Origin of the sequence: Solibacillus sp. FSL K6-1523 (genome assembly GCF_038005225.1) — a bacterium.
Taxonomy (GTDB): domain Bacteria; phylum Bacillota; class Bacilli; order Bacillales_A; family Planococcaceae; genus Solibacillus.
Genome location: NZ_JBBOSU010000001.1, coordinates 3,813,119 through 3,827,927, shown reverse-complemented (window position 1 = coordinate 3,827,927; position 14,809 = coordinate 3,813,119). Strand labels below are relative to the sequence as shown.

General features: G+C 37.2%; 14 protein-coding genes. 5 read left to right on the top strand and 9 right to left on the bottom strand.

The genetic code is table 11. The features are described from left to right. The first annotated feature begins 3 nt into the window (after positions 1–3). A complete protein-coding gene (locus MHI10_RS18480) occupies positions 4–1,095 on the top strand; it encodes a PfkB family carbohydrate kinase (protein WP_340788031.1) in 1,092 nt (363 codons plus the stop codon). Continuing rightward, a complete protein-coding gene (locus MHI10_RS18475; RefSeq protein ID WP_340788028.1) occupies positions 1,092–2,000 on the top strand; it encodes a pseudouridine-5'-phosphate glycosidase in 909 nt (302 codons plus the stop codon). The genes MHI10_RS18480 and MHI10_RS18475 overlap by 4 nt, the downstream gene beginning before the upstream one ends. Before the next feature lie 79 nt (positions 2,001–2,079). Here MHI10_RS18475 and MHI10_RS18470 read toward each other — a convergent pair whose 3' ends face one another. After that, entirely contained in the window at positions 2,080–2,301 is a 222-nt protein-coding gene (locus MHI10_RS18470; protein WP_340788025.1) for a DUF1128 domain-containing protein, read from the bottom strand. Positions 2,302–2,468: 167 nt separating this feature from the next. Between MHI10_RS18470 and MHI10_RS18465 the strand changes: the two genes are divergently transcribed. Both MHI10_RS18465 and MHI10_RS18460 read left to right on the top strand, forming a co-directional pair. Next, positions 2,469–2,807, top strand: a complete 339-nt coding sequence (locus MHI10_RS18465) for a YtxH domain-containing protein (RefSeq protein WP_340788023.1) — start codon at positions 2,469–2,471, stop codon at positions 2,805–2,807. Positions 2,808–2,831: 24 nt separating this feature from the next. Beyond that, a complete protein-coding gene (locus MHI10_RS18460) occupies positions 2,832–3,758 on the top strand; it encodes a YihY/virulence factor BrkB family protein (RefSeq protein ID WP_340788021.1) in 927 nt (308 codons plus the stop codon). A 51-nt stretch (positions 3,759–3,809) separates the two neighbouring features. Here MHI10_RS18460 and MHI10_RS18455 read toward each other — a convergent pair whose 3' ends face one another. Then, positions 3,810–5,714 (bottom strand): heavy metal translocating P-type ATPase, encoded by a 1,905-nt coding sequence (locus MHI10_RS18455; protein WP_340788019.1) that lies wholly within the window; start codon positions 5,712–5,714, stop codon positions 3,810–3,812. 222 nt (positions 5,715–5,936) lie between these two features. Between MHI10_RS18455 and MHI10_RS18450 the strand changes: the two genes are divergently transcribed. After that, entirely contained in the window at positions 5,937–7,319 is a 1,383-nt protein-coding gene (locus MHI10_RS18450; RefSeq protein WP_445683195.1) for an L-cystine transporter, read from the top strand. Between the two features lie 129 nt (positions 7,320–7,448). On the opposite strand, the gene MHI10_RS18445 is transcribed toward MHI10_RS18450, so the two are convergent. The 7 genes from MHI10_RS18445 to MHI10_RS18415 all read right to left on the bottom strand — a co-directional run bounded on the left by MHI10_RS18445 (position 7,449) and on the right by MHI10_RS18415 (position 14,791). After that, positions 7,449–8,996 carry a fumarate hydratase gene (locus tag MHI10_RS18445; RefSeq protein WP_340788015.1) on the bottom strand — a complete coding sequence of 516 codons (1,548 nt, stop codon included), beginning with the start codon at positions 8,994–8,996 and terminating at the stop codon, positions 7,449–7,451. Between the two features lie 828 nt (positions 8,997–9,824). Beyond that, positions 9,825–10,013, bottom strand: a complete 189-nt coding sequence (locus MHI10_RS18440) for an SE1561 family protein (RefSeq protein WP_340788012.1) — start codon at positions 10,011–10,013, stop codon at positions 9,825–9,827. Positions 10,014–10,534: 521 nt separating this feature from the next. Further along, complete coding sequence (locus MHI10_RS18435; protein ID WP_340788011.1) at positions 10,535–10,780, bottom strand: carboxypeptidase; 246 nt, start codon at positions 10,778–10,780, stop codon at positions 10,535–10,537. A 128-nt stretch (positions 10,781–10,908) separates the two neighbouring features. Further along, positions 10,909–11,304, bottom strand: coding sequence for a VOC family protein (locus MHI10_RS18430; protein ID WP_340788008.1), 396 nt, complete (start codon positions 11,302–11,304; stop codon positions 10,909–10,911). 117 nt (positions 11,305–11,421) lie between these two features. Then, complete coding sequence (rlmD, locus tag MHI10_RS18425) at positions 11,422–12,798, bottom strand: 23S rRNA (uracil(1939)-C(5))-methyltransferase RlmD (protein WP_340788006.1); 1,377 nt, start codon at positions 12,796–12,798, stop codon at positions 11,422–11,424. Positions 12,799–12,981: 183 nt separating this feature from the next. Continuing rightward, positions 12,982–13,776 carry a polysaccharide deacetylase family protein gene (locus MHI10_RS18420; RefSeq protein ID WP_340788004.1) on the bottom strand — a complete coding sequence of 265 codons (795 nt, stop codon included), beginning with the start codon at positions 13,774–13,776 and terminating at the stop codon, positions 12,982–12,984. Positions 13,777–13,888: 112 nt separating this feature from the next. Then, the gene (locus MHI10_RS18415) at positions 13,889–14,791 is read right to left on the bottom strand and encodes a TIGR01777 family oxidoreductase (protein ID WP_340788001.1); all 903 of its coding nucleotides are present in this window, start codon (positions 14,789–14,791) and stop codon (positions 13,889–13,891) included. Positions 14,792–14,809: the final 18 nt, after the last annotated feature.

The window sequence follows — 14,809 nt, the reverse complement described above, 5'->3', positions numbered from 1 at the left end:
ACTATGAATGAAAAGGAAAAATTAGTCTTCCAACTAATTAAAGAAAATCCATATTTATCACAGCAAGATATGGCGCAACAATTAGGTATGTCTCGACCAGCATTAGCCAATACGATTTCCTCGTTAATCAAAAAAAGGGAAATCATTGGACGCGCTTATGTACTGCCTGAAAAAAATCAAATTATCGCAATCGGTGGAGCTAATGTAGACCGGAAATTTTCGATTGAAAAAGATGTCCAATTAGGCACATCTAATCCAGCTACAATTAGCGAAAGCGTCGGTGGCGTTGCACGTAATATTGCAGAAAATTTAGGACGACTAGGCAATCAAGTTTCATTATTAACGACACTTGGTGATGATCATGATGGTCAGCTTCTTGAAAATTCTAGCGAAGCCTATGTAAGTTTTGATCTTGTAGAAAAACTTCAAGATGAAAAAACAGGATCCTACACAGCAGTACTAGATAATACAGGTGAACTCGTTATTGCTATGGCGAATATGTCGATTTATACAAAGCTTCTGCCAACTGTACTAGAAAAACATGAGGCAACATTGCAACAAGCGAGTTGTATTATCATTGATTTAAATTGCCCAGCAGAGACAGTTCAATATACGAAGGATTTAGCTAAACAGCGAAATATTCCTTTTGTCATCGTGCCGGTATCATCACCTAAGATGATTCACATGCCTGATAATTTAAACGGTGTAAGTTATTTTATTTGTAATCGTGATGAGGCGGAAACATATTTACAAGTAACACTTGAAAGTATGTCGGATTATGAAGCGGCAGTTCGACAGTTAATACAAAAGGGTGCACAATCAGTTGTATTAACACTTGGAGAACACGGTGTATTAGCAGGTAATCATGAAAAAATCCAACATTTCGAAGCCGTAAAGACTACGGATATTATCGATGTTACGGGTGCGGGAGATGCATTTGTTAGTGCCTTTTTACATGGGGTCATAAATGATGAGGACCTCGAAGTAGCGATTCAGCTAGGATTAATCAATGCATCAAAAACATTGCAATCGGAAAAAACAGTAAGAACAGATTTAACAAATGAAGCATTAAATCATTGGAGGGAATTATTATGAAACAATATTTATCATATTCACAAGAGGTTTTAGAAGCAAAAGAAAAAGGATTACCTGTTATTGCATTAGAGTCAACAATCATTTCACATGGTATGCCATACCCGCAAAATGTAAAAACTGCTCGTGAAGTAGAACAAATTATTCGTGATGGTGGCGCGGTTCCGGCAACAATTGCTATTATCGATGGGCAAATTAAAATCGGTTTATCGGATGAAGAACTAGAAATGTTCGGTAATGCACAAGGTGTTGCAAAAGCATCTCGTCGTGATATCGGTTATTTATTAGCAACGAAAAAAATTGGTGCTACAACTGTAGCGGCAACAATGATTTGTGCTGAATTAGCAGGAATCGAATTATTCGTTACAGGTGGTATCGGTGGTGTTCACCGTGGTGCAGAAACAACGATGGATATTTCAGCTGACTTAGAAGAATTAGCGATGACAAATGTAGCGGTTGTTTGTGCAGGCGCAAAATCGATTTTAGATATCGGTTTAACATTAGAATACTTAGAAACAAAAGGTGTACCTGTTATCGGTTACGGTACGGATAAATTACCAGCATTCTACACAAGCGAAAGTGAATTTGATGTTAACTTCCGTTCAGATTCTCCAGCAGAAACAGCTGCAATTTTACGTGCAAAGTGGGATTTAGGACTGCGCGGTGGGGCATTAGTAGCAAACCCAATTCCAGCAGAAGACTCAATCGAAGCAAGTTTTATTAATGGAATTGTTGAAAATGCATTAGCAGAAGCAGTACAACAAGGAATCGCAGGGAAAGATGTGACTCCATTCCTATTAGGTAAAGTAAAAGAATTAACAGAAGGTAAATCATTAGAGGCGAACATTGCATTAGTAAAAAATAACGCACGTGTTGGCGCGGAAATCGCTGTTGAATTAATTAAATAGTTCATTTCCTGGGGAATATTGTCGGGGAAACGCAAAAAGAAGCTTATCACGTATGTGATAGGCTTCTTTTTCAAATACTTTATTTACGAAGCTCACCAAGTTCTGATACGATGGCATTCATTTCACTTAGGCTAAATGATTCGCGCTTCATAACCATTTCATATAAATATAATAAGTCCTCGTATTTTTCAGCGTTAAATTGGTCTGCTTGCATTGCATCAACATTTACCATACGAAGTTTTTCTTTAATTTGTTCAATCATAAAAATAACATTTTCTTGTGTTGGATTTGATAATTCCATAATTATGTGCCCTACCTTTCAATATATACAAAATCATCATTTCATTTTGTTTCCTAAATGTCAACATAATCATGAGGGCGCGGCTTTCAAAAAGTTGGGAGTTTGGTTAGAATATAAGTAGACATATTAAGTTAGATTTGAATTGTAGATACTAGGAGGAAAAAGTCATGAGTAAAAGTAAATTACTACCGTTTGTTGTAATAGGTGCAGTAGTTGGTGCAACGATAAGTATGTTCGATAAGACAACGCGTCAGCATACTGTAGAAACATCGAAAAAAGTAAAAGGGACAGTAACGTATTATGCAGAAAATCGTGAAGAGTTAATGGAAATAGTAGGTGGAAAAGTTCAACAAGCGCAAAATTTATATAGTACAGTAAATAATAATGTACAAAATTTATTACAAGGACAAGACCCTAATGAGCTAAAAACATTGCCAGGTACAATTCAAGGTTTGGTTTCAGAAACAATTCAAGCGTTTTCTAAAAAGGATAATCAGCAGAGCTAATATCTTATAAGAGGTGGTAGCTGCATGAATGAAAAAGAAACTGTAAAAGATAAATTGGCGCTCGTTAAGTCCTATGTTTCACCAGAACCTGCATCAATTGATATGTTAACGACAAAGGGATTTATACAAGATTTAATCTATCGAATACGGAGAAGTGATATGAGTGGGATGGGTGCCCAATTAGCTTTTTTCTTCTTACTGTCATTCTTTCCGATGCTCATATTTATGGTGACATTGTTGCCTTATTTGAATTTAGAGCAAGGTCAAGTGTTTGATTTTTTGAATACTATTATGCCAGATGAAGTATATGGCTTTATAGAAGGTACATTGGTAGATGTGTTAAATAAACAAAATAGTGGATTATTATCTATTGGTATTTTAGGGACAATCTGGTCAGCCTCAAAAGGAGTAGACGCGTTGATGAAAGCTTTGAACCGCGCGTATGATGTAGAGGGAAAAGTAAATTTAAAAAATCGTCTATGGTCATTAATCTTCACCGTTTCATTAGTGGCTGTCATTTTGTTAGCACTCGTACTGCCCGTATTTGGTCAGCAAATTGGCCGCATCGTATTTAGCTATTTTGGTGTGACTAGTACATTTGAAGAGATTTGGAATTTTGTACGTTGGATTATGCCACCAGCATTAATTAGTATTGTCTTAATAGCAATGTACTGGATTGTCCCAAACACTAATCCGAGATTGACGATCATAAGTGTATTACCAGGAGCGATTTTTGCAACAGCTGGCTGGCTTATATTAACTTATGGGTTTTCATTTTACATTAGTAACTTTGGGAATTACAGTAAGACGTATGGCAGTATAGGTGGGATCATTATTTTAATGTTGTGGCTGTACTTTACTGGAATGGTTTTAATATTAGGTGGACTTTTAAACGCTACCGTTCAAAAGCGACAAATCGCGAAGAAGGTGCAAGTAGAAAGTGTATATTGAAGATGAATAAAACACGTAGAATTTTGATTTCTACGTGTTTTTATTATTGAGTTAGACATTTTTACTTAATAAACGTAACCCATTTAATATAACTAAAATCGTACTCCCTTCATGTCCGATAACACCAAGAGGTAAGTTCATTACTTGTAAAAAGTTCGAAATGATTAATAGTGCAATGATAGTTAAAGAGAAGGTGATATTTTGTTTAATGATTCGTTGCATTTTGCGAGATAGTTTTATCGCATAGGCAATTTTCGATAGGTCATTTTTAATTAAGATTACATCTGCTGTCTCTAAAGCGACATCTGTACCGCCGCCCATAGCAATCCCGACTGAAGCTGTTGCTAGAGCAGGTGCATCATTAATACCGTCTCCAACCATTCCTACATGTTCATAAGATGATTTAAACTGTTTAATATGCGCTACCTTTGTTTCGGGTAAGCATTCCGCTACATAGTTTGTAACGCCCGCTTCTTTTGCGATAGCTTTAGCTGTTGTTTCGTTATCCCCAGTTAGCATCATGACATCAATTCCAAGCTCTCGTAACTCAGCAACGGCTTTCTTAGCTTCTTCACGTACAACATCTTGCATAGCAATTAGCGCTGCAATTCCTTCTGCATCTTTTAAAAATACGACTGTTTTCCCTTCAGTACCTAATTGGCTTAATGCACCATTGGCAAATGCGCTTGCTAACTCGCTTCCAACAAAGTCCGGTTTCCCAATGGAATAATGCTGATTGTCAATTGTTGCCTTCATTCCATAGCCGGGAATGTCTTCAATTAAAATATTTTGGATAGTGGATACATTTTGTGCCTTTGCGTAGCGTATAATTGCTTGTGCAAGGGGGTGATTTGATTGTGCTTCAATGGCCGCAATAATTCCCAATGTATCTTCTTTGTTTAAATCTTCACGGACGATAAAATCGGTTACAACGGGAGTACCTTGTGTTAATGTACCTGTTTTATCAACAGCAAGAACGCGAAGAACGCTTAAATGTTCAAAATGCACGCCACCTTTTACTAAAATACCGCTTTTTGCACCATTTGATATAGCGGATAATGTTGCTGGCATAACGGCTGCAACGAGTGCACATGGCGATGCTACAACCAGTAATACCATGGCACGGTAAAATGTTGTCGTCCAATCCCAACCAAGTAAATAGTAGGGAACGAACATCATCAATGCAACGACGATTAAAACACCTTTCACATATGGTCCTTCAAATCGTTCAATAAATTGCTGAGAAGGGGACTTTTCACTTTGCGCAGATTGCACAAGTGTAATAATCTTTTGGAATAATGTATCGGTACTAGGTTTTGTTACACGGATTGTTAATATGCCGTTTAAATTAACAGTGCCTGCAAAAACCTCATCATTGATATTTTTTGTAATAGGCATAGACTCCCCAGTAATAGCGGCCTCATCAACAGTGGAAACACCTTTAAATATGTTGCCATCTGCAGGAATCCGCTCCCCAGGTTTTACTAAAATATGATCATTTACTTTTAACTCACTTACAGCCACTTTAATTGGTTCAAACCCACCACGTACTAACCAAGCTTCCTCAGGCTGTAATTCCATCAATGCAGAAATTTCACGATGGCTTTTATTCATTGCATAGGTTTCAAGTGCACCACTTATAGCAAAAATGAATATTAAAATAGCACCTTCTGTCCAGTAACCAATAATAGCCGAACCAATGGCAGCTAAAATCATTAAGATTTCAACGTTTAATGATTTACTTTCAATCGTATCTAAAATACCTTCCTTCGCCTTTGCATAACCACCTATAAAAAATGCAGTAAGATACGCAATGATCGCTGCTGTTATTTGTTCATTTGTTTCCATGCGCCAAGCTAGTAGAATAATAACACCAGAAAAAAGAGCGGCAATTAATTCTTTATGTTCAATCATTTTCTCATTTAATGATAAACTTTCTCGATTAGAATATTCCATAGGGACCTCCTTGATAATGATTTTCATTGTTAATGCAGGTGATAATCAGTTTCATTTATATTTTATTAATTATTTATTTATAATGATTATAATTTAAAGGTGCCATTTTGTAAATACTAAGAAAATAATATTAAAATATGGAACTTTTTTATTCCTACTTGATTAATATGAATTATAGGGTATTATTGTTTTTATAATTAATTTATATAGGAGGGGTTTTTGTTGAACTTTTTAGTGTTATTGAATGTTGCGCTCTTATTACTCATTGTTGCGTTTTTATATTACTTAAATTCAAAGCATGTGAAATTCTCTAATCGTGTTTTTCTTGGTTTAGGATTGGGGATTTTATTAGGTTTAGGATTACAATTCGTTTATGGGGCTGGATCAGATGCGCTCAATGAAACGATGCCTTGGTATAATATCATAGGCAATGGGTATGTAAAATTACTACAAATGATTGCGATGCCTTTAGTATTTATTTCAATTTTAACGGCATTTACGAAAGTGACGGCTGGTAAAAACTTTGGTAAAGCAGCTGCTATTATTTTAACTGTATTAATAGGAACTACAGCAGTTGCAGCTGGTATAGGTATTGTGACAACTGTTGCGTTTGATCTAGATGCTACGCAAATTATACAAGGTGAAAAGGAAGTTGCCCGTGGAGAAATGATGACAGAGCGTTCAGCAGACGTTGCATCGTTGCCAGATCAAATTTTAACGATGTTCCCGGCGAATCCATTTGCTGATTTAACAGGTGCTCGTGCTACTTCAACAATCGGGGTTGTTATATTTGCAGCATTTTTAGGTTTTAGTTATTTAACATTGCGCCGTAAAGAAGAAGAGACGGCAGCGAATGTAAAAAAAGGTGTGGACGCACTTTACGGATTAATTATGGGTGTCGTTCGTATTGTATTACGCTTAACGCCGTATGGGGTACTAGCGCTTATGGCGCGTACAGTAGCAACGAGTGATTTCGGAGCTATTATGGATTTAGGGAAATTCGTAATTGCTTCTTATGTCGCATTAATAGTAATGTTCTTATTGCATTTATTAATCGTTTCCCTAACAGGTTTAAATCCTTTAACATATGTGAAAAAGACAGCAGAAGTATTATTATTTGCCTTTACTTCACGCTCAAGTGCTGGTGCGCTTCCATTAAATATTCAAACACAAACGAAGCGCCTTGGCATTCCAGATGGGATTGCTAACTTTGCGGGATCATTTGGTTTATCGATTGGTCAAAATGGCTGTGCGGGTATATATCCAGCGATGTTAGCAGTAATGATAGCGCCGACTGTTGGTATTAATCCATTATCACCGTCATTCCTCGTATCGTTAATTTTAATTGTGGCAATTAGTTCATTTGGTGTTGCTGGTGTAGGTGGGGGAGCGACATTTGCAGCGATTATCGTATTATCCGCAATGGATTTACCGATTGCCCTTGCAGGTGTACTTATCTCAGTTGAACCGTTAATTGATATGGGACGTACTGCATTAAATGTAAGTGGTTCAATGGTTTCGGGGATCGTTTCAAGTCGTGCAACAAACGAGTTAGATACAAAAGTTTATAATGAGTCAGCAGAAAATGCTCCGTTAGTGCAGTAGTTTTTGACCGTAATCCAAAGGCAGTACAGCGAATAAATCGTATGTGCTGCTTTTTTCTATTGTCTTTATAGAAGAAATGAAAAAGCGACTCACCCCAAATGAATGGGGGAGTCGCTTTTGCTGTAGGGATTAGAATATGCGTTCAGCATGTAATGCTAATTTGTCTAAAGATGATTTTTCAACATCAGCGTGTAATGAGTTACCGTGAGAGTCCATCGTTACAACTGCTGTGAAGCCTTCAACACCTAAGTGCCACATTGCTTCTGGAATACCGAATTCCATTAAGTCTACTCCGTCAACTGATTTAATGCAGTCTGCGTAGTACTGTGCCGCACCACCGATTGCATTTAAGTAAACGCCGCCGTGTTCGCCTAAAGCTTTTAACGTTTTTGGACCCATGCCGCCTTTACCAATAACAGCGCGGATACCATAGCGTTTCATAATATCACCTTGGTAAGGCTCTTCACGCATTGAAGTTGTTGGACCAGCTGCTTTTACTACCCAGTTACCAGTTTCGTCTTTCGCCATTACAGGACCACAGTGATAAATAATTTGACCGTTTAAGTCAACAGGAGCTACCACATCTTCACCCATTAAGTGATGGTGGATTGCGTCGCGGCCTGTGTACATGCGACCGTCGATTGACACAACGTCACCCACTTTTAGTGAACGAATTTGTTCTTCTGAGATTGGAGCAGTTAATTTAATAATTTCGTTCGTTGTTTCTTCCACTTGAGAAGCTACATCTTGTTCTTTAAATGTAATCTTTTCACCGTCTTGGTAGTGCCAGTTCGTGATTTCACCAGTTGTAGGGTTAATGTCGATTGCCATGCGACGGTATGCCCAACAGTTGTACGCTACAGAAACGTAGAATGAAGCTGGGATACGGTGCATTACGCCGATTTTACAACCTAATAAAGTTGTTTCACCGCCGAAGCCCATTGTACCAACACCTAAAGTATTTGATTTTTCTACAATGTATTCTTCTAATTTTGCAAGTTCTGGATTTTCATTTACATCTTCTGTAGAACGGAATAATTGTTCTTTTGCAAGATCATATCCAGAAGAGCGGTCGCCACCAATCCCAACACCGATGAAGCCAGCTGAACAGCCTTGTCCTTGAGCTTGCCATACTGAGTGAAGGATACATTTACGGATGCCGTCTAAGTCACGTCCAGCACGACCTAAACCTTCTAATTCAGCAGGTAAAGAGTATTGGATGTTTTTATTTTCACAGCCGCCACCTTTAAGGATTAGCTTGATTGTAATATAGTCATTTTCCCATTGCTCGAACTTAATTACTGGAAGGCCCTCACCTAGGTTGTCACCAGAGTTTTTACCAGTTAATGAGTCCACTGAGTTAGGACGTAATTTTGCATCAGCAGTTGTTGCAACAATCGCTTTTTTAATGGCTGCCTTAATTTCAAGTTGGTTTACGCCAACTGGAGTATAAACTTTGAAAGTTGGTAATCCTGTATCTTGGCAAATTGGCGAAACATTATCTTCAGCCATTACGATATTGTTAGTGATTGTATCTAAACTCATCGCAGCACGTGTACCAGCGTTTTCAGCTTGCTTTGCTTTTTTGATCGCGCGGCGAACATCTTTTGGTAAATTTGTAGATGTTTCAGTAATTAAATTGTAAAGACTTTGTTCTAATGTATCTAAATATGACATCTTATTTTTCCCCCCAGAAAAATATAATTAATATTTTATAATTCATAGTTTATTATAGCTCTTTTAACCAAGAAAAAAAAGAGCGCTTACATAGAATGATATGAATCTTGTGAAATTAAGCCTTTTTACTGAGAAAGTAGCAGTTTTTATCATATAATTAAGGAATCTATCATTAATATTTCTTTCTAATTAAAGAGGGAGTTGATTTCCATTCCGGTTAGGACGCTTTTCGCGGGCACGGCTCCAACTAACTTGTTTCGAGAGGTATCTCGTAACAAGTGGATTTTCCGCACGTGCTGTTCCTTCAGAAGTCGCCTCCCCTACATTCCAATCAACTCCTTTCTAATCAAATTTTCACCACTAAAACCTTAATCATCTTTTGAATATGAAGATTTCTAGGTTTATTCAATATTTTTAATGCAATGTGAACTCGACCATAAAATACATTACTTCTATACTAGCAAGCATAAAAAAATAGGAGTTGATTGCTTAAATGGACCAACATTGCACAGAAGTTATATATTTCATTGCTCCTTTGCGGTAGGAGAATTAGGATAGTACCTGCACAATGGGCAAAGCCTTGCAAGGATAACACCGCCTCCCACGGCAAGCGGCGAAAAATGAAGAAGGTTTGAGAATAGCAAAATTTTGTGTAGGCTAGCCTTACACAAAGCTGTGCGCCTCATGTGCTTAGCCAGCCTAAACTAGCCAGCACTTTATGAGAAGTTTTATTTTAATACTTGCTCCATAAGGTTGGCTTATTTGGTTATAACTATGTAAAGATGAAAACACAAAAAGACAATGCTATAAAAAGCATTGCCTTCAATATTATTCGTTTGATTCGCGAGATTGGAATTGATCCATTTTATCTTCTAAATCGTCCATCATTTTGATTAAGCGATCGATATCGTCTAGTTCAGTTGTTTCAGGGTCAATTGCATCTAATACCTCAAGGAAGATTTCTAAACGTTCTTTTAAGTAAGTAACTTGTTGTTCTTTATTTGTAATTGGATTCATAAGCGCCATTTTTCACTGTGGAAAAAATGGATGTCCCTCCTTTATGGTTTGCATACATTAATTATACTACGTTATTCTAGAAAAGTTAATGGACAAGGCAAGGCTGCGTAAATTGTCCTTATAGTAATATCCATTGTAATCAATGTGCATACTTAAAAAAACTAAAGTTTAGTAATAAACCAGTAACAGGGAAAATAATAGGGAATAGTAATTAATTTAATATTTTATATATTTAGAATATTTACAAAAATGAAGTGTTGTGATAATGTAATAAGTAACTTAAAGAAAGGGAGATGGTTGAAAAAAGTATACAAATCTAAACTTGTAAAAGGGAGGGTGTTGAAACGTTTTTCGGTCAATATTCCGAGATGTTAGTCTATGCAAAATGAAATAAGATTAAGTAATAATTAAAGTCCTAGTTAACTTTTAGAGATAAAGTTAGCTAGGGCTTTTGTGATTTTAAAAAAAGTACTATGTTAAACAAAAAAAGCTGCAATCACATAAAAAGCAGGCGTTCAAAATTAATCTTTTGAACGTCTGCTTTTTACTGTGAAATAAATAATGGCCGTAATAATAGCGGATAATACTATGTAAAGAAATACATTTAAATAGTTTACGCCACCGAATGTAACGGCGGATTGAAGCATAGAACTATTATTTGTACTAACATCCGAGTCACTGTTAGATGTTAAAAATAAACCGGAAATCCATTGTAATCCAGTATAAGTAAAGGCAAAAATCGCCACTATAAATAGAATCTTTTTCAATTGTTACACCTCCTACTTGCTCTATGATACATGAAAACGAGCTGAATTTGGAGGGAGGTTTTGTGTGTTTATAATGAAGTGGAAAAGCGAGAAAAGGGAATTAACCTTTTCTCGCTACGTTTCTAAGTTTATTTCGCGTTTGGATCTGGTTGGTGAAGACCAAAAATATTGTTTTCGGTGTCGATGAAATATCCTTGCCAAGCCATGCCAGGTAATGCGTATTTAGGCATCGCAACTTGCCCACCATTTTCTAATATTTTTGCTGCTGTTTCATCGTAATTTTCTACGCCCATTGTACATACGGCAGAATTTACACCTTGTCCAAGCGCTGGTGGTGCACTTTGACGTTGCATAAGTGCACCATTAATACCTAGCTCTTGATTATCTCCAGTCGTAACACCGAAATAAGGCATACCTGCATACTCACTCCAGTCCTCGAACTTCCAGTCAAAAACATTACCATAAAATATTTTAGCGCGGTCCATATTATCTACATGAAATTCAAAATGTACGACACGTCCCATTTGTAATTAGCCTCCGTTATGTTGATTTTATTTAATATTCTGATAAGTGGTTGTATAATGCAAATGAAAAAGCTCATTCATTCTATAGTGAATGAATGAACTTTTGGATCATAACAATTATTTACGTAAAACAAGTCGACAAACAGCTTCTACTTGAGCAGTTTGTGGGAACATATCAATCGGTTGAATATATTCTACGTCATAGATTTTCGAAAGCTCTTGTAAATCACGCGCCAGTGTAGATGGGTTGCATGATGTATAAACGAAAGTTTTCGGCTTGATATTTAATACCGTTTTAATAAAGCCTGGTTCTAAGCCTGTACGTGGTGGGTCAACTGAAATGACATCTGGTCGATAGCCTTCTTTTGACCAGCGGAACAGCCATTTATCAGCAGAGCCAGGGAAAAAGCGAACATGTTGTAAGTTGGCATTTGAACGTGCATTATATTTTGCATCGGCAATGGCCTCATCAACATTATCCATCCCGCGAACTTCACGTGCCCCGTCTGCTAGCCACATGCCGATCGTTCCAACACCGCAATAAGCATCTACAACATTTTCTTTACCTGTAAGCGCGGCAGCCTTTTTAATTTCATTGTATAAATGCACTGTTTGTTCTGGATTTAACTGGAAGAAAGCGCGTGTTGATAAATCAAATGCAAACTCGCCTAATTTTTCACGAATCGCCATTTCTCCATCTAATACGAATGTGTCTTCGCCAAAAATTAACGAAGATTTATCGCGATTGACGTTCTGCGTTATAGACACAATCGATGGATCGATTTTTTTTATACGCTCGATTAATTCCGCTTTATGAGGCAACTCATTGCGAGTCGTTACAAGACAAACTTGTGTTTCGCCAGATTTCACTCCTGTACGAACGACAATTGTACGCACTAAACCATTTAAGTTTTTGCCGTCATAAATAGTGATATTTAACTTTTGTAATGCTTTTCGTACACCGACTGTAATTTTTGAAGTTAAAGGATGTTGTACTAAGCAATCATTAATATTTAATAATTCATTTGTATTTTCAGCAAATAAACCAGCATAAACACGTTTACCTTCTTTACGTACTTGGAACTGTGATTTATTGCGGTAATTCCAAGGGTTTTCCATTCCGATTGTTGAGCGGATTTCTGTTTTAGCTGCAATTTCCTTTGCATACTTTTCTAATGCTTGCACGACCAAATCACGCTTATGAAGGAGTTGGTGGTCATATGTCATATGCTGTAACTGACAGCCCCCACACTCTGAATAAACAGGGCAAGGTGCTTCTTGACGAAATTCACTTTCTTTACGGATTGTTAGTATTTCAGCCTCGGCGAAATTCTTTTGTAATTTCGTTAGCTTTACGGTTACTTCTTCGCCAGGAATTGCATTTTTTACGAATACAACATTGCGCTTGTAAAACCCGACACCTTCTCCATTAATTCCGAGTCTCTTTATCGTAAGCGGGAATTTTTGCCCGACTTCCATTTTTACGTCACTCATTTTTACACGTCCTTTAATTGCAGAAAACTGCCAATTTAAACATCAACAACTCGCACTAAATTTAGCGCGAGTTGTTGATGCAATATTATCTCACCATTATAACGGACAAATGAAGGAAATGAAAGAAGCGGGACTTTAGTTAAACGATTACATTAGTTAAAATAGCAAGGTCTGTCTAATTCATTACCAGCCAACGACACCTTCGTATTCCAATACTACATCATCGAGTGAGCCGAAAGTATAACCTTGCTTTTTGGCTTCTTGAATAAATTTAGGGAGAGCTTCTGCATTATCTTGCGCAACTGTGTGCATTAAAATAATTGCTCCAGGGTGTAATTGGTTCATCAAGGCATTATAAGCATATTCATAGCCACGACGTTCATCTTTTATCCAGTCTTTAAAAGCGATGGACCAGAACATATGGCGGTATCCAACTTCATTTCCGGCTTTTAGAACTTCTTCATTAAAAACCCCTGCTGGTGGGCGCGTATAAATTGTACGTTCGATACCTGTCAGCTCTTTTAATTTCGCATCAAACTGCTGCCATTCCTTTTGCATTTCACTTGCAGAAAGTCGAGTCAAATTCGGATGCCCGTCCGTGTGATTGCCTATACTATGACCATCAGCAATCATTGTTTTTACTAAATCGGTTGCGCTCGTTAAATAATGACCTGTTAAGAAAAATGTTGCAGGCGCTTTTTCTTCACGCAATGTGTTTAAAATACTTTCTGTAAAACCGTTTTCGTAGCCATTATCAAAGGTCAGATAGACAACTTTTTGATCGCCATTTCCTTTATAAATGGCACCGTATTTTTCTAAAAGTCCTTCTAATGGTTGACCAATTTCAACCGTTGCGCCATCACGACTCGGTTTAAAGCCCCAATGGAATTCTTCCGCATCGGCGACAGACATAAATGAAATAAATGTCACACCTATAATGAAAAGAATACCGATGACATGTTGTTTATGTTTAAGCATAAAAAAAGCAACCTCCTTTTTCAAATAGGTTGCGCATATGAAAAAAATATATACGATTAGATAGCTTGAAGTTAAAAATGGAAAATTGACTATAGAGAAAATACGAAGCCAATTAATTGCTATAAAGATCCGTAATTGCATCCTCAACGGAAATAAATTTAAATGGAAAATTTGCCTGTAATAATTTTTCAGGCATAACATATTGCCCTTCTAATACGAGTGCACTCTTTTCACCGAGTGCAAGTTTTAATGCAATACTTGGGACAGGTAGCCAATGTGGGCGGTGAAATGCAGCACCTATAGATTTCCCGAAATTCCTCATTTGTTTAACATTTGGAGAAGTGAAATTAATAGGACCAGTAAGTGTTTCATTTTCAATGACAAATAGTAATGCATTTGCTACATCATCAATATGAATCCAACTAATCCATTGCTTACCAGAGCCCACTGTCCCACCGACACCGAGTCGATAAGGAAGTGTCATAAGTGGTAAGGCTCCTTCGTCTTTAGCTAAAATGACACCGAATCGTGTTAGGCAAGTTCGAATACCAAGTTCTTCAACTTCCAGTGCACGTTGCTCCCAATGTTGTACGACCGTACCTAAAAAATCCTTCGCTTTTAGTGTAGAGTTTTCTGTATAAATGGTAGTTGTGGAAACTGGATAAATGCCAACAGCGCTAGCATTAATATAAACGTGGGGTTTATTTTGCAACGCCTTAATTATTCTCAGTACTTCGTCAGTAGATTTCATACGGCTTTGATAAATCTTTTCTTTTTGCTGTACTGTCCAGCGTCCATCATTCAATGAAACACCAGCTAAATTAACAAATGCATCAATACCTTCCAGTGCAGTTTCAGGAGTTGCTGAATTTGTAAGCCAATTTACAAATCGAATGCCATTTTGGTATCGATTTTCTCCGCGAGTTAACACGATAACTTCATGTCCGCTTTTTAAAAGGAGATTGCTAAATTTTTTACCGACCATTCCTGTTCCACCAGCAATTGCAATTTTCATAAAGAGCCCTCCAAGCGA